Below are 23427 nucleotides of genomic sequence, written 5' to 3'. Positions count from 1 at the left end.
GGTGACGCGCCGGCCTCACCCCCGCACCCGCGCCGGGTCCAGCACCGGGCCGGTCGGCAGCAGTTCCAGCAGCGCCGCCGGCACCGCCACCGCGGTGGCCGCCGGGAAACCCAGTGACTGCGCCACCGCGGCACCGGCCACCGGATAGCCCACCCCGGCGTCGGTGAGCAGGTGCAGGCTCGGGCCGCTCGCCTGTCCGGCCCGGGCGAGCGTGACCAGGCCTCCGCCGCCGGCGTCGATGCGCACCCGGACGTCACCACGCAGCCCGGCCAGGTCCGGCGCCGGCCGGACCGGACGGGCGGCCGGGTCCGGCGCGGTGGTCAGGATCTCCACGGGCGTGTCCGGTGGGCCGGACGGGGAGGGCAGCCGCACGCACGGCACCTGGCCGTCGGCGACGGCAGCGACCGACGGTGGCCGCGCGGGCAGGGCCGCCAGGACCGCCGGCGCGGCCGTGGTCCTGGCGGTGGCGAGCGTCGTGGGGCTCAGCGGCAGCGCCGCCGGGCTCTGTGCCGGATATGCCGCCGCCGTTGCCGGGTCGCCGAGGACGATCGCCGCTCCGGTCGCGGTCAGCGGGCTGAGCCCGTCGGCGCGCAGCAGGTAGTACCGCTCGGTCGTGCCGGCGTTGCGGACCACGAACACCTGCCCGACCCGCGCGGGCCGGCCGTCCAGGTCCGGTCCCGGCTGGCCGCGGCCCGAAACCTCGATGGAGTCGACGTCCGGACCGGCGGGCACCACGTCGAGCCAGGGCGCGGTGACCGCCACGCCGAGGCCCTCGTACCCGAGCACCTTCACCAGCCACGGCTGGTGCAACCGGAACCGCCGGCCGGACCAGACGAGATAGGTCCCGGTCGGGGTCGTGGCGACGATCGCCCGGTCGGCGGCCAGCGGCGATCCCGGCCGGTCGGCCGTCACGGTCAGCACGTTGCCGGTCCGGCCGGCGCCGGCCCCGTCGGCGGTCTGCTCGGCGCAGAGGGTCCAGGACAGCGTCCGCAGCGGCACCGTCGGCAGCGCGTCCGGTGCGCCGACGATCCCGATCGGCTGGCCGTGCCGGGCCCCGGCGAGGGACCGGCGGGACACGGTCTGGACCTTCGGCGCCGGGCCGAGCAGCAGCCGGGCCGAGGTGTAGTTGAGCACCGGTCGCAGTTCGCCGTCGAGGTAGAGGTACCGCGAGCCGGTCTCCCGCTCGACGATGAGCACCAGGGGCTTGCGCCACGCCGACGAACCGCCGGGCACGAAGTAGCCGTAGACCGCGAACCCGACGACCACGAGGCACCCGATCAGTACTCCCGCGACCGTGCCGACGACGGTGCGCCGGTTGGGGTGCTCCAGCGCGTCGGGGTCGGCGGCCACCAACGCACAGGTCAGCCGCATGTGCAACGCGGACTGCGCCTTGATCTGGTCACTGCGGGACTGCATCATGGCTTACCCGCGCAGTCCCCGCGCGAGCCGGTACAGGTCGAGCACGGCGAACAGCACCGGGACCGCGGCGCACGTCGCCATCCATTGCACGATGTCGCCGGTGCGCCCCCAGTACGGGTTGAGCCGCAGGCCCGGCAGCCGCAGCGCGCCCCCGTACATGACCGCGGCGGCCACCGGCACGCCGACGGCGGCGATTACGAGCCGGGTCATGGGGTCCGCGCCGGCGGCGAGCGCGACGACCACCGCGACCAGCCCCGCCGTCGCCGGCACGAGCGCGGTCATCCGGTGCCAGGCGTTCGCCATCGGGCGGGCACCCAGCAGCTGCGCCAGCGCGACCAGGACCGCCAGGGTGGCCGGGGCCCAACCGGGCTGCCACGCCGCCGCGACCGTGCCGAGCGCGGTGGTGGCCGCGAGCCCCCCGTACAGCGCGAGCATGACCCGGTCGGCCCGGGCCGCACCGCTGAGGATCTCGTCGCTGGGAATCGGATCGAGGTCCTCCTGGATGTGGTCGGGCTCGGTCGGCAGCGGCGGCAACCGCAGGCCGGCCAGCCGGAACGCCGTCATCGGCACGGCGGTCACGGCGAGCGTCGCGACGACGGCGAGCGTCGCGGCCGCCGCGGGGTACCCGATCGGCGTCACGACGGCGAGCAGCGCCCCGGCCGCGACTCCGGTGGCGGCGACCGCGAGACCGGCGGCGGCCGCCCGGACCACGTCAACGACCACCACGGTCAGCACCGCGACGGCAAGCACGGCGGCCGACCCGGCCAGCAGGTTCGGCGCCGCCAGGCGCAGCGCCGGCGAACCGGCCGCGACATCCGGGCTGAGCAGGCCGGCCACCGCGGCGAACCCGGCGGCGCCTGCGGCGAGGACGGCGGCGGCGATCCGGTCGCCGGTGACCCGCACCGCCAGCGCGGACAGCAGCACCAGCACGGCGGCGACACCGGCGACGGCGATCCGCGCGGCCGCCGGACCGGGCAGCGCCAGCAGCACCCACCCGGCCGCCAGGACCAGACCGAGCCCGGCGAGGGCCGCCGCGCGGGTGAACGCCGCCAGCCAGCGGGGTGCCCGGCCACGCACCGTGGTCGCCACGCCGTCGATGAGGTCGTCGAAGTGGATCGGCGGGATCTGGTCGGACCGGGGGCGCAGATGCACGGTGTCCCCGTCGTGCAGCCCGGCCTCGGCGAGGCTCAGGTTCTCGTCGAACGGCGGCTCGCCCAGCCGTTGCAGCACCCAGCCGCCGTGCTCCAGGCCGGAGTCGGCGAGTCCCGACTCCGGCGCCTGGTCCGCCGGTTGCAGCTGGCGGAGCAGCGTGGGGAGCAGATCCGCGATCGGCACGTGGACGGGCACGGCGATGTCGATGCGCCGCTGCGGCCCGTACACCGCCAGCCGGCACATCTCGCTCGTCGTCGCGACCGTCACGCTGCACACGACGACCGCCGCACCGGGTCCGGTTCGGTGGGACGGCCCGGAGTCCCCGGACTGGGGACCTCCGGCACCGGCCGGGGTGTAGGCCGCGGCGGGCCCGCACGGCGTTGTATCCGACGAGTGCACGACCGGCCATCCCAGAAACGAGGCGAGTGCGTGAGTACCCAGCTGTTCCGGCGGCCGCCCCGGCGCAACGGGCCCGAGCTGCCCCACGGCGAGCTGAGCCTGCAGGAACCGCCGGTCATCCCCGAGGTGCAGCGGGGCGGCCTGCGGATGCTGCTGATGCTGCTACCGATGGCGTTGATGTCCGGCGTCATGGTGCTGATGTTCACCCGCTCCTCCAGCGCGACGTCGTGGCTGATGGCGGGGCTGATGACGGTGGCGATGGTGGCCATGATGAGCGGTCAGATGATCGGCGGCTCCGGTGACCGGACCAACCGGATGGCCGGGGACCGCCGGGACTACCTGCGGTACCTGTCCCAGCAGCGCCGCCGCATCCGCCAGCTCGCGGCGAAACAACGCGACGCGCTGGCCTGGCGCCACCCCGACCCCGCGTCGCTGTGGTCGCTGGCGATGACGAGCCGGCGATGGGAACGCCGGCCCGCCCACCCGGACTTCGGGGAGGTCCGCGTCGGCACCGGCGAGCAGCGGCTGGCCGTGCGGATCGCACCGATGCAGACCAAACCGGTCGAGGATCTCGAACCGCTGGCGGCCAAGACGCTGCGCCGGTTCATCAAGGCGTACGCCACGCTCGCCGATCAGCCGGTCGCGTTGTTCGTCCGCGGCTTCACCCAGATCCGGTTCACCGGCGACCTGGACCTGGCCCGCGGCACGGCCCGCGCGCTGCTGGCCCAGCTCGTCACGTTCCACCCGCCGGAGGAACTGCTGGTGGCCGCGTGCGTCGGCGGCGACGCCGCGGCCGGGTGGGACTGGCTGAAGTGGCTGCCGCATTCGCAGAGCACGCAGGCGCAGGACGCGGCCGGCGCGGCCCGGCTCGTCGCGGACTCCATCGACGACGTGCTGACGCTGCTCGGCGAGCACTTCGTCGCGCGCGCCCGGTACGAGTCCGACGCCGTGCCCAGCCACGACGAGCCGTACATCGTGATCCTCTGCGACGGCGGGCGGATCCCGCCGAACCACCGGGCCGTCGCCGCCGGATACCGCAACGCGCTCCTGCTCGATGTGGGCGGCCCGGCCGTGCCGCCGTCCAAGCACGTCCTGCGGATCGACGCCGCCGAGGGTGACCTGACCATCGTCAGGGTCGACCGGGTCGGCCGGGAGGTCCGCACCCCGCTGGCCCACGCCGACCGGCTCGGCACGGTCGCGGCGCTGTCCCTGGCGCGGGTACTGTCCCCGTACCGGCTCAGCGTCTCGACCGAGGTGGCGGCCGACGCGCTCGCCACCGACTTCGACCTGGGGACCCTGCTCAACGTCGACGACCTGGGCCGGCTGGACCTCGGGGCGCTCTGGCACGGCCGCAGCGAAGGCGACCGGTTGCGGGTCCCGATCGGGGTCGGCGCCGACGGACTGCCGATCGACCTGGATCTCAAGGAGCCGGCGCAGGGCGGCTCCGGCCCGCACGGGCTGCTCATCGGCGCCACCGGCTCCGGCAAGAGCGAACTGCTGCGCACGCTGGTGCTCGCCCTGACGATGACCCACTCATCGGAGACGCTGAACATGGTGCTGGTCGACTTCAAGGGCGGCGCCACGTTCCTCGGGCTGGACCGGCTGCCGCACGTCTCGGCCGTGATCACCAACCTGTCCGAGGAGGCCGCGCTGGTCAGCCGGATGCGCGACGCGCTGCACGGCGAGCTGGTCCGCCGCCAGGAGCTGCTGCGCAAGGCCGGCAACTACAGCTCCGCCCTGGACTACGAGCGGGCCAGGGCGCAGGGCGCGGCGCTGGATCCGCTGCCGAGCCTCGTGGTCGTCGTCGACGAGTTCAGCGAGCTGCTGGCGGCACACCACGAGTTCGTCGAGCTGTTCGTCATGATCGGCCGGCTCGGCCGTTCGCTCGGGGTACACCTGCTGCTGGCCAGCCAGCGGCTCGACGACGGCCGGATCGGGCAGCTGGAGTCGCACCTGTCCTACCGCATCGGCCTGCGGACCTTCTCCGCGATCGAGTCCCGTTCCGTGATCGGGGTGCCGGACGCCTACGAGCTGCCCTCGGCACCCGGCAACGGATACCTGCGGCTCGACGTCTCCACGCTGGTGCGGTTCAAGGCGGCGTACGTCTCAGGGCCGTACCGGCCCAGGAGCGCCCGGATCGCGCAGGACGTCGTGCGGCGGCAGGTGGTGCCGTACGTCGCGCAGCACGTGCCGCACCGGGAACCGGTCGTGGCGGCGCAGCCGCAGGAGCCGGTCGCGCAGGATCCCAAGCGCAGCGTCCTGTCGGCGGTCGTCGACCAGCTCGTCGGTGCCGGGCCGCCCGCCCATCAGGTCTGGCTGCCCCCGCTGTCCACCCCGCCGACCCTGGACCTGCTCCTGCCCGGGCTGAGTCCGGACCCTGACCTCGGGCTGCACGCACCCGGCTGGCCCGGCAACGGCGCCTTGGTGACCCCGATCGGTTTTGTCGACCGGCCGTTCGAGCAGCTCCGCGAGCTGTTCACGGTCGACCTCGGCGGGGTCGGCGGCCACCTGGGCATCACCGGAGGCCCGCAGAGCGGCAAGAGCACGCTGCTGCGCACCCTGATCTGCGGGCTGGCGCTCACCCACACCCCACGCGAGGTGCAGTTCTACTGCCTGGACTTCGGTGGTGGCACGCTGGCGGCGCTGGCGAACCTGCCGCACGTCGGCAGCGTCACCGGCCGCCTGGACACCGACCGGGTCGGCCGGACCGTGACGGAGGTGGTCAACCTGATCGCCGCCCGGGAGCGCCGCTTCGCCGAGCTCGGCATCGACAGCATCGCCGTGTACCGCCGGATGCGGGCCGACGGGTCGGTCACCGACGACCCGTACGGCGACGTCTTCCTCGTCGTGGACGGCTGGTTCACGCTGCGCCAGGACTTCGACAAGGCCGAGGCCGCGATCCGGGAGATCGCCGCGCGGGGGTTGAACTTCGGCGTCCACCTCCTGCTCACCGCCGCCCGCTGGTCCGAGGTGTACCACGGGATGCGCGACCAGATCGGCACCCGGCTGGAGCTGCGGCTCGGCGACCCGGTCGACTCGGCGATCGACATGCGCACGGCCGCGACGGTGCCGTCCGTCCCCGGACGCGGGATCACCGGCGACAAGCTGCACTTCCTCGGCGCGGTACCGCGCATCGACGGCGACAGCGGCTCCGCGGACGTCACCGACGGCGTACGGGCGCTCGTCGAGCTGGTGAACGAGTGCTGGCCCGGCCCGACCGCGCCCCGGGTGCGGACCCTGCCGTCGGTCGTGCCGCTCGCGCAGCTCCCGCCGCCGGAGGGCGACCTCCGCGTGGCGATCGGGCTCGACGAGGACGGCCTGCGACCGGTGTGGCACGACTTCGCCGAGGTGCCGCACCTGACGATCCTGGGCGACAACGAGACCGGCAAGACGAACCTGCTGCGCCTGCTGGCGCAGGCGATCACCGTGCGGTACACCCCGGAGCAGGCGCGGATCCTGGTGGTGAACTACCGTCGGGAGCTCTTCGACGACATCCCGGCCGGGTACCGGCTCGGCTACTCGGTCTCCCACGACGCCACCCGGGAGACCGTCGCCGACGCCGTGCTCGGGCTCAAGCCGCGGATACCCGGCGCGGACATCACCGCGGACCGGCTGCGCCGCCGCGACTGGTGGCACGGCCCGGTCCTGTTCATCCTGGTCGACGACTACGACCTGCTGTCCGGGCACGACAGCCCGCTGCAGCCGTTCGTGCCGCTGCTGCAGCACGGCACGGACATCGGGATGCACCTGGTGCTGACCCGGGGCGCGGCCGGCGCGATGCGGATGTCGATGGACCCGTTGCTGCGCCGGCTGCAGGAGACGAACAGCCCCGACGTCGCCCTGTCCTGCCCGCCGTCGGAGGGTCCGCTCATCGGCGGGGCGAAGCCGCGGATCCTGCCGCCGGGGCGGGCGTTGCTCTGCACCCGCCGCAGCAGCCGGCTGATCCACACCGCGTTGTGCCCGGCGGTCGCGCCGGTCACCACGACGACGGGGTGAGCCCGCCGCCGGTCAACCGGGCAGGCGCCGCCGGATCCGCGTGACGGTGACCGCGACGACGGTGACGGTGACGGCGATCAGCAGCAGCGCCGTCACCGTCAGCGCCCGCCCGGGCGCCGCCGGCCGCGCCGGTACCCCCGGCAGCGCGACCGACCCTGCGGGCGGTACGCCGGGCGCCGCCCCGACCTCGACCGCCGCGACCGCGTCGTACCCGTCGACCAGCCCGGCGCCGGTGCCGGCGGCGGTCAGCGGAGCCGCGGTCGCGGTCAGCCGCCGCGCCACCTCCGCCGCGGGCAGCGCGGGATGGTACGAGCGCACCAGTGCGGCCGCACCGGCGACATACGCGGCGGCCACGCCGTTGCCGCTGCCGGTGTAGTGCCCGGTGCCGGAGGGCCCGACGCTGACCGCGTCGTCGCCGGGCGCCACCAGGTCGGCCGGCGCGGAGCGCTCCACCAGGCCGCCGCCGGGCGAGACCCCGGCGACGGCGAGCACCGGCGCGTACCTCGCCGGGTAGCCGGCGTCCACCGGAGGTGCGGCCGTACCGCTGCCGGCGGCCACCGCGGCGACCACGACCACGTCCCTGGATACGGCGAGGTCCACCGCGTCGCGCAGGGCCACGCTCGACGCGGGGACCGAGGTGGCGATCAGGACGACCCGCGCTCCGCCGGTGACGGCGGCTCGCAGGCCGGCGGCGATCGTGTCGGCGGTGAGCTTGCCCCGCGCGTCGGTGACCCGGACCGGCAGGATCGTCGCGGCCGGCGCCACACCGGCGAAGTCCGTGCCGGCGACCGGCCGGCCGGCCACGAGCCCGGCGAGGAATGACCCTCGCCCCAGGCAGTCGCTGTCGCCGCGGCCGGGGCCGACCACGTCGACGCCGGCCAGGACGGCACCGGCGAGCGCGGGCGCCGCCGGGCTCACCCCCGTGTCCAGCACCGCGACCGTCACGCCGTCCCCGGCGGTGAGCGGCCAGACGGTCGGTGCCGCCATCCTCGCCTGCGCCCAGCCCTGGCCCCGCTGCACCGTTGAGGACGCCGGCACGCAGCCGCCGGCCGGATTCGGCAGGGCCGGCAGCTCCCCCGGTACCGGCTCCGCCTGCCCCGCGGCCGCGGGCAGCGGCACCGCGAGCAGTCCGGTCACGACCGCCGCTGCCATCGACCAGCCTCGCCGTCGCATCCGGCCTCCTGTCAGATCAGTCCGAGGCGCAACGCCACGCGGGTCAGCTCGGCCTTGTTCGTCACGTTGAGCTTCGAGCGCAGCCGCTTCAGGTAGGTGTTCACCGTCGCCTCGGCGACCCGCATCCGCTCGGCGACCTCACGGTGGGTGCAGCCGGCGGCGACCCACCGCAGGGTCTCCAGCTCACGCTGGGTCAGCGTCTCAGCCGCCTCGAGGTTCAGCGCGGAGCGCAGCGTGCCGGTGCAGCCGGGCGCGACGTACACGGCACCCGCGGCGGCGGCCTCGAGACCGACCGGCAGTTCGCTGGCCACCTCGCCGGCGGGCACGACCACGAGCGCGCCGGCCCCCAGCAGCCCGGCGACGTCGGCGCCCGGTCCGACGACCGCCACGACCGCCGCGGCGCCGGTGGCCACCGCCGCCGTCACCTCGGCCACGCCCGCCCGGTCTGTGCCGAGGCTGGACGCCACGACCACGACCCGGCCGCCCGCCGTCGCGGCGTCCAGCTCCGGCACGGTACGGGCGGCGACACCCTGCTCCCGCAGGACCCCCAGGACCCGCAGGATCAGCTCCGCGGCCGGATCGGCGGCGGCCAGCACGACCTCGGACGGCCCGCCGGGTGTCGTGCCCCGCGGCATCCCCTGGACGCTCAACCGACCGGCCGCAGCCGGGACGGGTGCTCCGGGCGGCTGAGGTACCCCAGTTCCACGGCCCTTCGGGTGAGCTGTGCCTTGTTGCGCGCGTTGAGCTTCAGCCGGAGGCGCTTGGCGTACGTGTTGACCGTTCCCGGCGACACCCGCATCCGGCGGGCGGCCTGCGCGTGGGTGTAGCCGTCAGCGATCCACCGCAGCGTCTCTGCCTCGCGGGGCGCCAGCGCGGGCACCGCGGCCGGTACCGTGCTGCTGGTGGTCGCCTCGGTGATCCGCCCGCGGACCGCGCCGGCCACGCCGGTGCCGATGTAGACCCCGCCCGCCGCGACCGCCCGGACGGCACGGCGCAGATCCACCCCGCCGCTGCCGGTGCTCACGAGGCCGCTCGCGCCGGCCTGGATCGCGGCGACCGGGCACGGCAGGGCGTCGAAGGCGCAGACCAGCAGGACGGCGACGTGCTCGCGGAGCCGGCGGGTGGCCTGGAACGCCCGGCCACCCGGCATCCGGTCGAAGAGCACCACCACGTCCGGCGCGGGCCCGGTCAGCGGCGCACCGGCCATCACCTCGTCGAGGGGCAGGGAGAGCCGCACGAGCCGCAGCGAGGTGTCCCACGACAGCAGATGGACCAGACCCGCCAACGCGAGCGGATCCTCCGCCACGATCGCCACCTCGAGCCCGGACTTCGTCATCATCGTCACCTCGTCACGCAACAGGGGATCGGCACCGCCGCCACAGTCCACGCGACGCGCGCTGCGCACACCAGGCGGACTCAGCGGCAACATTGGGCGGCGACACCGGCCGGTGCGGGTACCTCGTTTTGTCCCCCGCCGCACGGCGCAAGGCGGGTCGCGATCCCTTGGCGGCGGCGCAACGAGTGCATCACGATGGGCACGGTCAGCGTCCGGCCGCAGTGCCGAGGCGAAATGCCGGAGCGAAGTGAGGACCAACGATGGCCCCGAACGACCCCGACGCGCCGCCGTCACAGGTCGAGTGGCATCGGCTGCTGCTGGATCTCGCCGGCCGCATGCCGGACGACCTGATCAGCGAGGCGAGGACCTGGGTCGCGCAGGGGCAGCTCGCCGAGGCCGCGCAGGGCATCGCGTACGCCGCGGCGTCGGGTGGTGTACCGGTGACCGACGCGCACGCTGCGTTGCTCGCCCGGACGCTCCACGTGGCCGGCGAGGACTCCGACGCGCTGGCGCACCTCGAGCGGGCCGGCGCCGAGCACGTGCCGCCGTTCGAGATGGCCCCGGCCAACCCGGCGGTGCTGCACGAGCACGGCGACGCGATCCCGGCCAGCCTCGACCTGACCGGCGGGTACGAGGGGGTGGCCGGCCCGGACGACATCGACCGCGCCGCCGTCGCTGCCGCCGGCCGGGAGCCGGACATCATCGGCGTCTGGCGGGCCTGGCGGTTCCCGGCTGGGCGGAGCAGGTGGCCCGAGCCGAAACGCATCTACCTGGTAACCGTGCGGCCCGAGCTGGCGGACGCGGTCGACGAGCAGACCGGGGCCGCGCCGGTGGCGGCGCTCACCGACCGGCTCCAGTCGGCGCTCGTCACCGCCGGTGAGACCAGCCCGCAGGTGGAGGTCAGCGGCGAGGGCGACGACCTTCCCGTGTACCAGCGGCTGGCCCGGGGGTACGCCGCGCTGCTCTGGGCGTCGTCCGACCGGCCCGAGATCCGGCTCGCCCGGGTCTTCGACCGGGTGGATCCGCTGACCGGGCCCCGGTTCGAGCCCGACCGTCCGAGGATCACCGACCAGACCGAACGCGAACAGGTCGAGGCGTATCTGCTCGGCGGCACGGTCCTGCTGTACACCACGGCGCTGATGGACGACGTCGTGGACCCTGACCGTACCGGCCGGGTGCCGATGAGCTTCCGCACCGACGGCACCTGGATCTGGACCGACACGGTGCACTACTACCTGGCTGCGCACCGGTTCGCGCCGGACCCGGACCTGCTCGCGCACATCCGTGACCAGGGGTACCAGGTCCCTGTGCCGGACTCCGTCGCGCTGCACCGGGCGATGGCGGTGCTGCAGGCGCCGCAGCAGGAGCCGGTCTGGGCCGTCGGCGGGGCCGCAGCGCCGAGCGGGGCATGAGCTGGCGGGCGGCGTCCCGGCTGGACCGGGCCGGCCGGCGAGGCGTTGACCAGCGAGGCGTTGACCGGCGATGAGCGCGCTGGCCGGCGACGTTCTCCAGCTCGGCCCGCAGCCCGTCGCCCAGATCGGCGCGCAGCTCGCCGCCGGGCCCGCCGGCGCGGTGATCGAGACGGCTGGGCTGGCGTTGCTGATCCGCGAGGCCGCCGAACCGGCCGGGCCGCTGCGCGCGCTCGCGTTCACGCTGCCCGCCGAGCCTGACCTGACGTCGGTGCTGATCTCGGCGCCGGTCGCCGGTCGTGCGGATCTGGCCGGCCTGCTCGACCGGCTCGTGCGGCAGTACCTCAGCGACTATCCCGGCGGTCTGCGGCTGGTCCCGGCCGGGCACGCATGGACCGGCGGCGGCCCGCCACACGCCGACGAGCTGACACGGCGTCTCGGCCGCCGGGTCGTCGCCACGAGCCCGGCACCGGACCCTGCGCCGGACCCTGACCCGGACCCGGCACCGGGTCCGGCACCGGCCGGTGCGGCATGCGGCACGGTGACTGTGGCAGCCCCGGCAGGGGTTCCGGTGCGGTACCAGCTGCCTGCCGTCGACCCGGGCGGGCCGGACCGCCTGCTCGTCGTCGCGGTGGGTGCCGCCGGCACCGTCTCGGTGCACGGTGACCGCACCGACTGGCGTCCCGTCCGCCCGCCGGCCCGACGGCGCACCGTCACGCACGCCCCGGCCGAACCGGCCCGCCGGCCCACCCCACCGGGGACGGCGACGCGGGCGGGTCGTTCGCTGGCCGGCCCCGGCGGCGCCGCGCTCACCACCGGCTGGCCACCGGTCCTGGCCGGGTACGTGCTGGAGGTTTCCACGGACCGGTCCGGCATCCGGATCGACGGCCGCCTCGGCAATCCGATCTCGCTGGCCGCCGCCGTCCGCGCCTGCCCGGGCTGGCGGCACCGGCCGGTGGTGGTCGTCCATCCCGGTGACGGGCCGGAGGGACCCGCCGGTGACCTGCTCTACGGCGCGCTCGCCGACCGGCTCGGCGTGCCGGTCACCGCGGCGGCGCCCGGCACCGCGGTCACCTGGCTCGGTGTCCTGGTCACCGGCAAGGGGTCGCGCCGCTATCTGCCCCGCCGGGGCGCGACCGGAGGCCGCACGGTCCGTACGGCCGGCCCGCTGATGCCTGCCCGTGCCGTCCCGCTGATGCAGGTACGCACCGTCCCGCCCGCGCCCGGCGCGGCCCCGTCCGTCACACCATCTGCCCGCGCACACAGCCCGGCCGCAGCACCCACCCCCGCGCACAGCCCGGTTGCGCCACCCGCCCTCGCACACAGCCCGGCTGCGCCGTCCGCTCCGGCGCCCGCGCCGATCGGGCTCGACCCTGGACGCGTCGAGCTGCTCCGGGCGGGCCGGTGGCCGGTGGCCGCGCCGTACCTCGTCCCCATCGGGCCGTTCGGGTCCGCGACCATCGGCGCGACGAGCGGCGACCTGCTGCCCTCCGGTGCGTTGCCCCCGGCGGGCGGCGCGGCGCCGGCGCAACCGGCAGGCCCGGCGCCGCCGGCCGCGGTCGCCCGGCCGGTCACGGCGATCCCGCTGATCGACCTCACCGCCGGGACCGCGCCGGCGGACCGCAGCGCACTGCGCGAGCTGCTGGGCGGGCAGTACGACGTGCACGCCCGGATCGTGACCCGCATCCTGGCCGAGCAGCCGGGCCTGCGGATGGCCGGGAAGCATCAGCAGCAGGACATGGCCGCCGCGCTGGTGGCGCTGCGGGCCTACTGCTGCGGCGGCCGGGACCGGATCAACGGCGCGCTGCGGCGACCCGCCGGCCCGGCGGTCACCGACGAGGTCCGCGTGCTGTCGTGGTGGGCGACGCTCGGGCTGCGCGGCCTGCCGACGATCCTCGGGCCGGTGTTCCGGCTCGGACGGGCCGACCCGGACACGCTGGCGGTGTACCGCGCCGGGATGGAGCTCATCGAGCCCGCCTTCGTCGACGCCGACCTGGTGCGCCGCGTCGCGGCGCGCGGTCCCGCCGTCGAGTACGTCATCTGGGCCGGCAACGCCCGGCGCCTCGACCCGCTGCGGCTGCCGGCGACCGGCGGGCACCTCCCGCACCTCGCGACCTTCGCGCCAGCCACCCGGTTCCGCGTCCTCGCCGTCGAGGAAGCCGTCCCGGCATCGGGCCCGGCACCCAGCCCGGCACCCGGCGGTGAGGCCGGCAGGGCACCCGGCGGGGAGGCCCGTGGGGAGGCCGGCGGGGCACCGGCCAGGGTGTACCTGCGGGAGGTCGTGCGGCGCGGCGGCCGGGTCGCCGAGGCCGGCGAGGACGTCCGGGCCACCGACGAGCGAGGACTGGACCGGCTCCGCCGCGCCCTGCTCACCGCCGAAACCGCCGACACCGACGAGATCGCCGACGCCGGCACCGCCGCAAACGCCGCCGCGGACACCGCGGACACCGGCCCGGCGACCTGGCCGATCGGGGTCGACGGCGGCCGGCTCTTCACCACCGACGCCGGCGCTGCCGCCGCCGCTGCTGATTGGGGACAGTAACCGTGGGATTCGGCGTGTTGACCGTGGCCAAGGACGATCCCGGATGCCTTCCGTCGATCGCGCACGCGATCGCTCAAGCCGGGCCGGGCACGACGATCGCGATCCAGCCGGGGACGTACCGGGAGCCGCTCGTCCTCGCGGCCGACGTCACGCTGATCCCCGAGGAGGGGCCGGGCACGGTCACGATCGTCGCCACGGACGGTGTGGGGGTGTTCGTGCGCGCCGGGACCTGCGTCCTGCGCGACATCGTCCTGCGGGGCGGCACGGGAAGCTTCCCGGTCGTGCAGGTCGCCGCCGGCACGCTGACGCTGCACGACTGCACGGTCGAAGCGGCGGCCGTGGTCGCCGCGCACGTGCGCGGTGGCCGGCTGGAGATGCGCAACGGCACCGTCAGCAACTCCGCCGGCGCGGGCCTGCTGGCGGAAGGGGCAGCCGCCGGCACGCTGACCGGCGTCATGTTCACCGCGATCGCCGGCAACGCCGTGGTCATCTCCGGCGACGCCGACCCGCATCTGGTCGGCTGCACCATCGGCGACACGGCCGGCGCCGGTGTGGTCAGCACCCGGGGCGGACTGGGCCTCCTCGACGGCTGCACCGTCGCGGGCACCGCCGGCCCCGGCATCGTCGTCGAGCAGGGCGGCCGGCTCGAGGCACGGCACAGCACCGTCCACGGGCCGACCGCCACCGGTATCCAGGTCACCGATGCCGCCGCGGTGATCGCCGACTGTCAGGTCCGCGGCGTCGACACGTTCGGTGTGGTGTTCGCCGGCACCGCGCAGGGCACCGTCGAGCGGCTCGCGGTGCACGGCGCCCGGCGCGCCCTGGTGGTCGCCGGCGCGGCCCGGCCGGAGCTGAGCGACGTCGACCTCGACGGCGCCGCCGAGTGCGGGCTGCTCGTCCTCGACGACGCCGCACCGGTGCTCGCCGGCTCCCGGCTCACCGGCTGCCACGTCGGTGTCCATGTGGGCGGCGGGCGGGCGACGTTGCGCGACAGCGCGGTGACCGGCTCGGCCGCAGCGGCGGTCAGCGTCGCCGGCGGGGGGCACGTGGAGATCCTGCACAGCACGATCCGCGGCAACGGCGGCCCCGGCGTCCGGCTCGACGCCGGCTCGACCGGCACGATCGCCGACTCCGTGGTGTCGCAGAACCAGGCCGACGGGGTGCAGGTGCTGACCACCGGACCGGTGGTGGTGAGCCGTACGCAGCTGCTCGGCAACCACGGCGAGGCGATCCGGGTCGGCGTGGCCACGGACGCGCTGGACGTCACGGACGCCACCGGGCCCGGCCTGCCCGGCGCCACCCGCCCCGGCGCCGGCCCCCGCACGCCGGCGGACCCCGGGCCGGCCGTGCGGCCCGCACCGCGGCCGGCGGCGGCCGTCGCGCCGGCCGCGGCGGGCGCGGTGCCACCGGAGGACCTCGACCCGACCGAGCCGCTGCTGGCCGAGCTCGCCGCGCTCGTCGGTCTCGCGGGCGTCAAGCGGGAGGTCGCCACCCTCATCCGGCTGCACCGGGTGGCGCAGCGCCGCGCCGCCGCCGGGCTGCTGGCCCCGCCGATGTCCCGGCACCTGATCTTCGCCGGGCCACCCGGCACCGGCAAGACCACCGTGGCCCGCCTCTACGGCCAGCTGCTCGCCGCGCTCGGGGTCCTCCGCACGGGGCAGCTCGTCGAGGTGGCCCGCGCCGACCTCGTCGCCGAGCACGTCGGCGGGACCGCGGTGAAGACCACGGAACGCTTCACCGCAGCGCTCGGCGGCGTGTTCTTCGTCGACGAGGCGTACAGCCTCACCACCGGCGAGGGCAACGACTTCGGCCGGGAGGCCGTCGACACGCTGGTCAAGCTCATGGAGGACCACCGCGACGACGTCGTGGTCATCGTCGCCGGGTACTCCGCGCAGATGCGCGCGTTCCTCGCCGCCAACCCGGGCCTGACATCGCGGTTCTCCAAGACGATCGAGTTCGACAGCTACTCGACCGCGGAGCTGGCCACCATCGTCGAACGGCTGTGCCGCACCCACCACTACAGCCTGGAGTACGAGACCAGCACCGCGCTCACGAAGTACTTCGACCGCCTTCCGCGCGGGGAGTCGTTCGGCAACGCCCGGGTCGCCCGGCAGGTGTTCGAGGAGATGATCGGCCGTCAGGCGTTCCGGCTCGCGGACCTGCCCGAACCCACCGACCGCCAGCTGGCGCAGCTGGTCCCCGAGGACGTCGAGGCCGGCGCGGGTCACCGGGAGGGGGCCGGCTCCCGCGACGACGAGCTCGACACGCTGCTCGCCAAGCTCACCGCCATGGTCGGGCTCGCCGCGGTGAAGCAGGAGGTCAGCGAGCTCATCGACCTGCTCGCGTCGGTGCGGGCCCGGCTCGCGGCAGGACTGCCCGCGCCGTCCGTCGGCCGCCACCTGATCTTCGCGGGCCCGCCCGGCACCGGCAAGACGACCGTCGCCCGCCTGTACGGCCAACTGCTCGCCGCACTCGGTGCGCTGCCGGCCGGGCAGCTGGTCGAGGTGGCCCGGGCGGACCTCGTCGGGGAGTACATCGGGCACACCGCCCAGCGCACCCGGGAGGTCTTCGAACGGGCCCGGGGCGGGGTGCTCTTCATCGACGAGGCGTACACGCTGGCTCCGCCGGACGCCCGCAACGACTTCGGGCGGGAAGCCGTCGACACGCTCGTCAAGCTCATGGAGGACCACCGCGACGAGGTCGTCGTGATCGCCGCGGGCTACACCGACGACATGGAGCACTTCCTGGCCGCCAACGCCGGGCTCGCGTCGCGCTTCACCCGGCGGATCAACTTCGCCCACTACAGCCCGGACGAGCTGGTGGCGATCTTCGAGCACCTTGCCCGGTCGAACGGCTACGAATGCTCCGGTGACGTGCTGGCGGCGCTGCGGCGGCACTTCGAGGGCGTGCCGCGGGACCGTTCGTTCGGCAACGGTCGCTACGCCCGGCAGGTGCTGGACGAGGCGATCACCCGCCAGGCCGGGCGCCTGCGGTCGCTCGGAGGCGCCGCGACCGTCGACGACCTGCGGACGCTGATCCCGGCGGACGTACGGCCGTAGCCGCCTGTGCTCAGGACGGCCGGCAGGACACCCGCACCTGGGCCGCGCCGAGCCGCTCGCCGTTGGGGTTGAGCCCCCGGTTGCCCAGGTGGATCGAGATGGCGCCGTTGCGCACCGCGAACGTGCCCGCGCTGACCCAACGCCCCCGGTTCGCGGTCTGGTCGATGGAGAACTCGGCGTGCACCGTGCTGCTGGTGCGCCCGCCGAGGACCTTGTAGTGCGCCGGCCGGCCGGCCACGTCCTTGGGGTCCGCGCTGGACGGGATGTAGACCGCCACGGCACAGGAGCCGGTCAGCACCGGGCTGGTCTCGAACCACCACACCACGTACGGGCCCGTGTCCGTGGACGGGCTGCCGGACATCGGCATCGACACGGACGCGCCGCACCCGCCGGCCCCGCCGGCCTTCTCCGACCAGGTGCCGTCCATGCCACTGGTGTACCAGTTCTGCCGGAGGTCGTTGGCGCAGCCGGCCCCGGAGGTCAGCACGACGGCGGACGCGGGCGACGCCGGGCCCGTGGTGCCGTTCGGCTGCGCCGCCGCGCCCGCCGGTGACGCGGGTGTGCGGGCACCGTTCGAGGCCGGCGCCGCCGCGGATCCGGCCACCGTGCCGGACGGCCCACCCGCCGGACGGGTCGCGCCTGATTCCTCCGGCCCCGGCTGGGCCATGGCGAGCGACGGCGCCGGCGATGACCGCCCGCCCCCGGGACCGGTCGCGAAGCTGTAGATCAGCGGGCCGATGAGCAGCCCGGCGCCCGCCGCCGCGGCGGCGGCGCGCAGTCCACGCCGGCGGCGGTCCGCCGGCCGGCCCGGGACGTCCGGCGGCGGGCCGGCCTCGCCGGAGACCCCGCCGGAGTCCCCGGCGCCCGGCGCGATCACCGCCGCCGGTCGCGCACCGCCGGTCGCTGGATCAGGCTCGGCGGTGCCGGCCATACCGGGCAGGACGATCGCACGCATCGGGGTCAGCTCCCCGGGGTCATCGACACTCACCTACGGAGTCCCTTTCCCGTCTGCCGTCGCCCGGCCTTGGCGGTACGGCATGAGCCGCGTCAGCCACAGGACCTGCACCTGATTGTCGACGGTCACCACGGAGAACTGTGTCGTGTGACGGACGCGGGCCGAGATCCCCAGATGCCGGGCCCCGTTCACGGCGACCTCGGCCAGCGGACCGGCCGGCAGCGGCAGGCAGAGCCCGCGCGCGGACCGTACCGGCGCGCCCGCGGCGAGCAGGCCGCGCCACAGCTGCGTCGCCCGCTCCACAATCAGCTCCTGGCCCCCGGCCGGGCGTTCGTCGTTGACCAGCCCGACCCCCGCCCGCCACGCCTCGCGCAGCCCGGCCAGCATCCGGCTGCGCTGGGCGGCAGTGGTGAGGACCCGGTAGTGCACCAGCCGCCGGCGTACGCCGTGCCCGCCGGCCTCCACCCACACCGCGCCGGCCGCCGCCGCGGCCAGCAGGTCCCGCAGCAGCCCGGCCGGTGCGGGCTGGTTGAACTCGGCGATGAGCACGCCGCCGCGGCGGGCCGGCTCCTCACCCGCCACGTCGAGCACACCGGCCGGCAGCCGCTCCCGGGCCGTCCTGCGGTAGGAGTTCGCGCAGACGTACATCGCCGCGGCTTCGAACGTCACCGGTGCGCCGGTCCGCGCCAATCAGCTCATCCCCGCTTCCCGCTGCTCGCATCCGACCCATCGCAGACTCGCGGCCGATCGGGCCACCGGACCACGTGCCGTGCCCGAATGTGATGAACATTTGACGTAGACGGTCATCGTTTGCCCGACGTGAGCCGGGACAGCAGCTCCGGCGACACGGTCCGCATGCGGGTCCGGGCCTGTTCGGGAAGCCGGGCCAGCAGCTCGGCGAGGGCCGTGCGGACGCCGTCGGACGGCTGCCCGGGGGCTCCCGCCACCACGGTGAGCCAGCGCGGATCCCACGGGATCTGGGCCAGCTGCCCGGCGCCGGCGGGGGCGTCGCCGGGCCGCACCCACAGCCCGAAGTGGGTCAGCTCGACCACCCACGGCCCCCGCAGCGACCAGACCCGGTCGGTGACGACCGGCAGGTCCGCCAGCGCTCCGGCCGGATCGACCGGCACCGGTGGGCCGTCGGGGTCACAGCGCAGCTGCCGGCTGAGCGGCCACCACAGCGGCGCGCCGTCCTCGTCGGTCGCCAGGGTGCGGCGCACCCCGTCGGAGCCGATCATCGGTACACCGTTGGCCAGGTGGACCGGCCGGCCCCAGCGGCGGGCGAGCGCGCCGGCCACCGCGGCCGCGATCCGGGTGCCCGAACCGTAGGGCGCCACGAGCAGCCGGCCCTGCACGGCCGGCGGCAGGCCGGCCACGGCCTCGACCACCACACCCGGGTCCAGGCGGGCGGTGCCCGCGGCGCCGACGATGAGCGTGCACAGGTCGGGGTCGGCCGGCACGCAATAGGCGAGATCGTCCAGGGGCGGTGCCGTGCCCTCCTCCGCCGGCCGCACCCACAGGCCGGCCGGGACCTCGAGCACCGTCACGCCGGTCACCCGCTCGCGGGCCACTTCCGTGACCGCCGGCGCCCACGACGGCGCCGGAAACCGCGCCCCGGCGGGCTCCACCGAGCCGTCCGCGCCGAACCGCAGCCATTGCCCGGCCGCCGCCGTTGCCGCCGCGGTCGTTGCCGCCGTGGGAGTTGCCGCTGTCGTTGCCGGCGGCACCACGAAGGCCGATCCGCCCGGCGTCAGCAGCACGCGGCTGTCCGGCGCGATCACGTCGACCCCCAGCCGCTCGGCCAGCCGCTGCGCGGGCGGGGGCCCGTCACCCTCCGGCGCCCCCGCGTTGGAGATCGCGAGCCGGACCGTGGCACCCGGCGGCACCGCCGAAGCGACCGCGTCGGTCAGCCAGCGCCGGTCACGGACGCTGGTCAGCAGGCTGACCACGGTGACCGCGGCCGGCTCGACCGGCAGGTCGATCGCGATGGCCGCGACCGTGCCCTGCGGGTCGGGGCCGATCAGCAGCACCCCGTCGCTGAGCCACTCCGACATCGGCGGACGCCCCACCGGCCGGTGCGCGGCCGGGCCGGCGTCCGTGCCCGCGACCGGATCCGCCGTCGATCCCGTCGGTGCCGCCGCGCCCCGCCGACGCCCCAGCCACCGTGCCATACCGGCCTCACCAGCGCTCATTCCACCGTGGACGGCCAGCTCGGCGATGCGCCGGCCGTGTACCCGGACCAGGATACGGGCCGATCAACACACCCGGCTGCGGGCATCACCGCCGGTGCGCGGCGGCGGCCCGCGTCAGCGGTGGCGGGCGTCCGCCGGCAGGCGGATGTGCGCGCGCAGCCCGCGCGGCCGGGCCGGCATCAGCGTCAACGTGCCACCGGAGGCGGTGATCAGGGTCTCGGCGATGGTCACGCCGAGCCCGGAGCCGAGCTGGTTCTGATCGGCGGCTCGGCGCCAGAACGCCTGCCTGGCGCTGGACAGCTCCTCGCCGACCAGCCCCGGCCCGTTGTCGATCACGTCGAGCTGCGCCCAGCCGTCCGGCAGGCGGAACGCGGCGACCACGATCTTCGTCCCGGGTCCCGCATACTTCACCGCGTTGTCGATCAACGCGTCCAGGCACTGGCTGACGGCGGCCTCCGCGGCCCACGCGACGACCCCGTCGGCGCCGCCGCGCGCGATCTGCACGCCGGCCAGCGCGGCGGCCGGCTCCCACATCTCCACCCGGGTGGCGACCAGCGCCGACAGGTCGAGCTCGACCGCGTGCGCGGCGGTCGCCTCGGCCCGGGCATAGGCCAGCAGCGAATCGCAGATGCGGGTCATCCGGTCGATCTCATCGACCAGGAAGTCGTGCTCCTCCTGCTGTTCGTCGCCGGTGCCGGGCCGCGGCCTGAGGTTGTCGACGCCCAGCCGCAGCGTCGCCAGCGGGGTCCGCAGCTGGTGGCTGGCGTAGGACACGAACGCCCGCTGCCGGTCCAGCAGCACCGTCATCCGGCTGCCGAGCTCGTTGAATGCCTCGGCGAGCCGCTGCAGCTCGGCCGGGCCGGACGGACGCACCGACCGCTGCGACGTGCCGTCGCGCCAGGCGCGCGCCTCGGCGGCGAGCGTCTCGACCGGGGTCCCCAGCCAGCCGGCCAGCCGGCGCGCCGCCAGCACCGCGCCGGCCACCAGCAGCACCACGAACCAGGCCAGCGAGATCCACCAGGCCGGCGGTGTCCCGCCCGGCCGGGAGAGCAGCAGCAACACCAGCGGCGTGCCCAGTCCCACCGCGGCGAGCCCGACCAGGGCCAGTTGGACCGCGAGTATCCGCCGCAGCATCTATCGGGCCCCCGCGTCCGGCTCGTCGACGCCGGACGCCCCCGCGTCACCGGCGCCGGACCGCCCCGCGTCACCGGTACCGGACGCCGGCACGAGCCGGTAACCGACCCCCCGGACCGCCTCGACGTGCGCGGCGCCCTCGAGCTTCGCCCGCAACCGGGCGATGTGCACGTCGAGCGTACGGGCCGTCCCGGGCCAGGGCGTGTTCCACACCTCGATCATCAGCCGGTCGCGGCGCAGCACCGTGCCCGGCTCGCCGGACAGCAGCGCCAGCAGCTGGAACTCCTTGCGGTTCAACGGCAGCCGGTCACCGCCGGCGAACGCCTCGTGGCGGTCCAGGTCGACGCGCAGCGTGCCGATCTCGCGCACGCCGGCCGGGCGCGGCCGGGCCCGGCGCAGCACCGCCTCGATGCGCGCCTGCAGCTCCCCGAAGCCGAACGGCTTGACCAGATAGTCATCGGCCCCCGCCCGCAGCCCGGCGATACGCTCACCCTCGTCGGAACGGGCACTCAACACGATGATCACCACCTCGCTGCGCGCCCGCAGCTGGCGGCAGACGTGCAGGCCGTCCCAGTCCGGCAGGTTCAGGTCCAGCAGCACCACGTCGGCCGGCGCGGCGGCCAGCGCCTGCGTGGCCGTGCCGACATGGGTCAGCTCATATCCGGCCCGGTGCAGCGCCGTGCCCAGCACCCGCGCGAAGCGCAGGTCGTCCTCGACGAGCAAAACCTTCAACCGACCGCCCCGCACGTGTCCTGCGCACCGGTGCGCACAGCGCAGTCATCGTAGCGGCCGGCCGCCAGGCGGCCGGCCCGCGAGTTCGGGCGCAGGCGCGGTTCCCCGCAGCACGGCTGGTGCCGCGGGGAACCGCCCGGTCCGGCCGGCTGGGGTCAGGCTCTGGCCCAGCGCTGGTTCGTGCCGCCGGTGCAGTCCCACAGCTGCAGCTGCGAGCCGTTGGCGGTGCCGCGATTGACGACGTCGACGCACTTGTTGGCGCCGGCGTTGACCAGGTCGCCGGCGGCGGTGAGGGTGAAGCGCTGGGCGTTGGTGCCGGGCCACGTTGTCGATGAACAGCGGCACCCCGGTGACCGCCCGCAGCATCTCGTCCAGCCGCACGCCGGACCACCCCAGCGTCGGCGCGTGCACCGCGGTGCCGTCCCCGGCCGGCCGGACCGCGCCCGGCACCCCGATCCCGACGCCGAGCAGCCGCTCCGGGTCGACCCCGGCCTCCGCGGTCACCGCCGCGATGCCCGCCTGTACCTTGTGCACGGCCGACTCAGGCCGCAGGTGCCGCTCCGTGACGGCGACGGTTGTGGCGGCCTTGCGGCGCAGCTTCCAGTCGAACGGCCCCACCGGATGTTGGTCTCGGCGATGACGACGCCGACCACGTCGCCGTACCCGGGACGCACCTGCAGCAGGGTCCGCGGGCGCCCACCGTCGGAGCCGGCCAGGCCGACCTCGGCGACCATCCCGGCCTCGACCAGGTCCCCGGCGACGTTGCTCACCGAGCCGGAGCTCAGACCCGAGGCCTGCATCAGCTCCACCCGGCTCGCCGCGCCCTGGTGGTAGATCAGCGAGAGCAGCATCGCCCGGTTACGCCGGCGCAGATCGCGCGTCGTGTACCGCACGCCGAGGGTCACGGCGCCGATTCTGCCAGAGCGGCCGCCACCGCTGCGGTCGCGCGGCGGCCGGCCGGGGTCAGGCCTGGTCGAGCAGGTAGCCGCTCGGCCCCCACCTGACCTTCCAGTCCTCGTAGAGGCCGAGCAGCCCGCAGGCCAGGCATCGGGCCCCGACGACCACCCACCGCACGTCCCGGCCGCCCTGCTCGTCCGGCTCGTGCAACGAGAACCCGACGGCCGCGGCGAACGCCTCCTGCCCGCAGAGGCAGGCGCAGGACCCGACCTCGGCGTCGTCGTCCCACCACTCCACGCTGTCGGCGACGAACGCCTGCTGCCCGCAGTCCAGGCACGTGCGCCGAACCGCGGACGTGATCGCCGCGACCTGCACCTGGAACCGCCGCCCGGCACACGACCGGCACACGCACTCCCGCACCTCGTCGACCGGATGACCACCCGGCTCGGCCCGCCGCAGGAACGCGGCCAGATCATCGAACGAGGCTCCGTGGACAGCGGCGGCCATGCAGCACCTCCAGCGAACTGCGTCGCCGCCGAGCCTAACCCCGGACGGCGGTCACTGCGGGGTGAGTGCCGTGCGGCGCAGGCGTTGTACGGCGAGGTACGTCGCCGTGATGAGCAGGCCGACATAGACGTCGTTCTCGAACCAGCCGAACGTCGTCTGCTGTTGCGGCCCGAACGTCGTCGGGTAGTAGAACACGGAGATGCACAACAGCGCCGTGAGGTAGGCCAGCAGCGACACCTGGGCCGGGCGGCCGGGGCGTCTGGCCAGCACCGCCGAGCCGAAACCCACGGCGTAGAAGGCCCAGGCCAGTGGGGTGGTCACGGTGAAGGTCGGGTCCTCGATGCCCTCGAGGCGGGCGTACACGGTGTGCCCGGCCGACAGGGTGAAGGCGGCGACGAGCAGGTTGCTGATGTGCCGGCCGTGGGTTGCCGTGCGGGTGGCGCTGATGGTGTCGTGGAGTGTGGTCATGGCCCGTCCTCTCGTCGTGACGGCCGGGACGCCGTCGACGACCAGCTTCGGGCCGGG

At 75.5% G+C, this 23427-nt stretch carries 17 protein-coding genes and 2 pseudogenes; 4 read left to right on the top strand and 15 right to left on the bottom strand.

Annotation, left to right across the window (positions count from 1 at the left end; all coding sequences use genetic code 11):
* Positions 1-15: 15 nt before the first annotated feature.
* Both eccB and eccD read right to left on the bottom strand, forming a co-directional pair.
* Entirely contained in the window at positions 16-1416 is a 1401-nt protein-coding gene (eccB, locus tag AB0H83_RS41910; protein WP_360105997.1) for a type VII secretion protein EccB, read from the bottom strand.
* Between the two features lie 6 nt (positions 1417-1422).
* Positions 1423-2838, bottom strand: a complete 1416-nt coding sequence (gene eccD / locus AB0H83_RS41905) for a type VII secretion integral membrane protein EccD (RefSeq protein WP_360105994.1) — start codon at positions 2836-2838, stop codon at positions 1423-1425.
* A gap of 162 nt (positions 2839-3000) precedes the next feature.
* On the opposite strand from eccD, the gene eccCa reads away from it, so the two are divergent.
* Positions 3001-6966 carry a type VII secretion protein EccCa gene (eccCa, locus tag AB0H83_RS41900; RefSeq protein WP_360105991.1) on the top strand — a complete coding sequence of 1322 codons (3966 nt, stop codon included), beginning with the start codon at positions 3001-3003 and terminating at the stop codon, positions 6964-6966.
* A 12-nt stretch (positions 6967-6978) separates the two neighbouring features.
* Here eccCa and AB0H83_RS41895 read toward each other — a convergent pair whose 3' ends face one another.
* Genes AB0H83_RS41895 through AB0H83_RS41885 form a run of 3 tightly spaced genes read right to left on the bottom strand, consistent with a single transcriptional unit; the run spans position 6979 to position 9475 of the window.
* The gene (locus AB0H83_RS41895) at positions 6979-8139 is read right to left on the bottom strand and encodes a S8 family serine peptidase (RefSeq protein WP_360105988.1); all 1161 of its coding nucleotides are present in this window, start codon (positions 8137-8139) and stop codon (positions 6979-6981) included.
* Between the two features lie 11 nt (positions 8140-8150).
* Complete coding sequence (locus AB0H83_RS41890; RefSeq protein WP_360105985.1) at positions 8151-8774, bottom strand: helix-turn-helix transcriptional regulator; 624 nt, start codon at positions 8772-8774, stop codon at positions 8151-8153.
* A gap of 11 nt (positions 8775-8785) precedes the next feature.
* Positions 8786-9475, bottom strand: a complete 690-nt coding sequence (locus AB0H83_RS41885; RefSeq protein ID WP_360105982.1) for a response regulator transcription factor — start codon at positions 9473-9475, stop codon at positions 8786-8788.
* A gap of 260 nt (positions 9476-9735) precedes the next feature.
* Between AB0H83_RS41885 and AB0H83_RS41880 the strand changes: the two genes are divergently transcribed.
* From AB0H83_RS41880 to AB0H83_RS41870, 3 genes are all read left to right on the top strand, one after another.
* A complete protein-coding gene (locus AB0H83_RS41880) occupies positions 9736-10887 on the top strand; it encodes a hypothetical protein (RefSeq protein ID WP_360105979.1) in 1152 nt (383 codons plus the stop codon).
* Positions 10888-10957: 70 nt separating this feature from the next.
* Entirely contained in the window at positions 10958-13426 is a 2469-nt protein-coding gene (locus AB0H83_RS41875) for a hypothetical protein (RefSeq protein WP_360105976.1), read from the top strand.
* A 14-nt stretch (positions 13427-13440) separates the two neighbouring features.
* Positions 13441-16485 (top strand): AAA family ATPase, encoded by a 3045-nt coding sequence (locus AB0H83_RS41870; RefSeq protein ID WP_360105973.1) that lies wholly within the window; start codon positions 13441-13443, stop codon positions 16483-16485.
* 10 nt (positions 16486-16495) lie between these two features.
* Here the strand turns inward: AB0H83_RS41870 and AB0H83_RS41865 are convergent, their stop codons facing one another.
* The 10 genes and pseudogenes from AB0H83_RS41865 to AB0H83_RS41820 all read right to left on the bottom strand — a co-directional run bounded on the left by AB0H83_RS41865 (position 16496) and on the right by AB0H83_RS41820 (position 23370).
* Positions 16496-17473 carry a hypothetical protein gene (locus AB0H83_RS41865; RefSeq protein WP_360105970.1) on the bottom strand — a complete coding sequence of 326 codons (978 nt, stop codon included), beginning with the start codon at positions 17471-17473 and terminating at the stop codon, positions 16496-16498.
* Complete coding sequence (locus AB0H83_RS41860) at positions 17474-18109, bottom strand: hypothetical protein (protein WP_360105967.1); 636 nt, start codon at positions 18107-18109, stop codon at positions 17474-17476.
* Positions 18110-18243: 134 nt separating this feature from the next.
* A complete protein-coding gene (locus tag AB0H83_RS41855; protein WP_360105964.1) occupies positions 18244-19494 on the bottom strand; it encodes a hypothetical protein in 1251 nt (416 codons plus the stop codon).
* 252 nt (positions 19495-19746) lie between these two features.
* A complete protein-coding gene (locus tag AB0H83_RS41850; RefSeq protein WP_360105961.1) occupies positions 19747-20766 on the bottom strand; it encodes a HAMP domain-containing sensor histidine kinase in 1020 nt (339 codons plus the stop codon).
* Complete coding sequence (locus tag AB0H83_RS41845) at positions 20767-21498, bottom strand: response regulator transcription factor (protein WP_360105958.1); 732 nt, start codon at positions 21496-21498, stop codon at positions 20767-20769.
* Positions 21499-21653: 155 nt separating this feature from the next.
* Positions 21654-21803: pseudogene (locus AB0H83_RS41840) on the bottom strand (RICIN domain-containing protein); the annotation flags it as partial.
* A 70-nt stretch (positions 21804-21873) separates the two neighbouring features.
* Positions 21874-22002: pseudogene (locus AB0H83_RS41835) on the bottom strand (hypothetical protein); the annotation flags it as partial.
* Positions 21999-22403: a helix-turn-helix domain-containing protein gene (locus tag AB0H83_RS41830; protein WP_360105955.1), complete on the bottom strand. Its 405-nt coding sequence runs from the start codon at positions 22401-22403 to the stop codon at positions 21999-22001. The pseudogene AB0H83_RS41835 and the gene AB0H83_RS41830, both read right to left, overlap by 4 nt.
* A 58-nt stretch (positions 22404-22461) precedes the next feature.
* Complete coding sequence (locus AB0H83_RS41825; RefSeq protein WP_360105952.1) at positions 22462-22902, bottom strand: hypothetical protein; 441 nt, start codon at positions 22900-22902, stop codon at positions 22462-22464.
* Between the two features lie 51 nt (positions 22903-22953).
* On the bottom strand, positions 22954-23370 hold the full coding sequence (locus tag AB0H83_RS41820) for a hypothetical protein (RefSeq protein WP_360105949.1): 417 nt from the start codon (positions 23368-23370) through the stop codon (positions 22954-22956).
* Between the last annotated feature and the right edge of the window lie 57 nt (positions 23371-23427).

The organism is Dactylosporangium sp. NPDC050688 (assembly GCF_040654515.1).
In the GTDB taxonomy this organism is placed as follows: domain Bacteria; phylum Actinomycetota; class Actinomycetes; order Mycobacteriales; family Micromonosporaceae; genus Dactylosporangium.
The sequence above is the reverse complement of the archived record's forward strand: the minus strand, read 5'-3'. Positions and strand labels throughout refer to the sequence as shown.

Coding starts and splice junctions, on each gene's coding strand:
- eccB (WP_360105997.1), bottom strand. CDS start 1,416: ATGCAGTCCCGCAGTGACCAGATCAAGGCGCAGTCCGCGTTGCACATG.
- AB0H83_RS41895 (WP_360105988.1), bottom strand. CDS start 8,139: ATGCGACGGCGAGGCTGGTCGATGGCAGCGGCGGTCGTGACCGGACTG.
- AB0H83_RS41890 (WP_360105985.1), bottom strand. CDS start 8,774: ATGCCGCGGGGCACGACACCCGGCGGGCCGTCCGAGGTCGTGCTGGCC.
- AB0H83_RS41885 (WP_360105982.1), bottom strand. CDS start 9,475: ATGACGAAGTCCGGGCTCGAGGTGGCGATCGTGGCGGAGGATCCGCTC.
- AB0H83_RS41880 (WP_360105979.1), top strand. CDS start 9,736: ATGGCCCCGAACGACCCCGACGCGCCGCCGTCACAGGTCGAGTGGCAT.
- AB0H83_RS41875 (WP_360105976.1), top strand. CDS start 10,958: ATGAGCGCGCTGGCCGGCGACGTTCTCCAGCTCGGCCCGCAGCCCGTC.
- AB0H83_RS41855 (WP_360105964.1), bottom strand. CDS start 19,494: ATGTCGGAGTGGCTCAGCGACGGGGTGCTGCTGATCGGCCCCGACCCG.
- AB0H83_RS41850 (WP_360105961.1), bottom strand. CDS start 20,766: ATGCTGCGGCGGATACTCGCGGTCCAACTGGCCCTGGTCGGGCTCGCC.
- AB0H83_RS41825 (WP_360105952.1), bottom strand. CDS start 22,902: ATGGCCGCCGCTGTCCACGGAGCCTCGTTCGATGATCTGGCCGCGTTC.
- AB0H83_RS41820 (WP_360105949.1), bottom strand. CDS start 23,370: ATGACCACACTCCACGACACCATCAGCGCCACCCGCACGGCAACCCAC.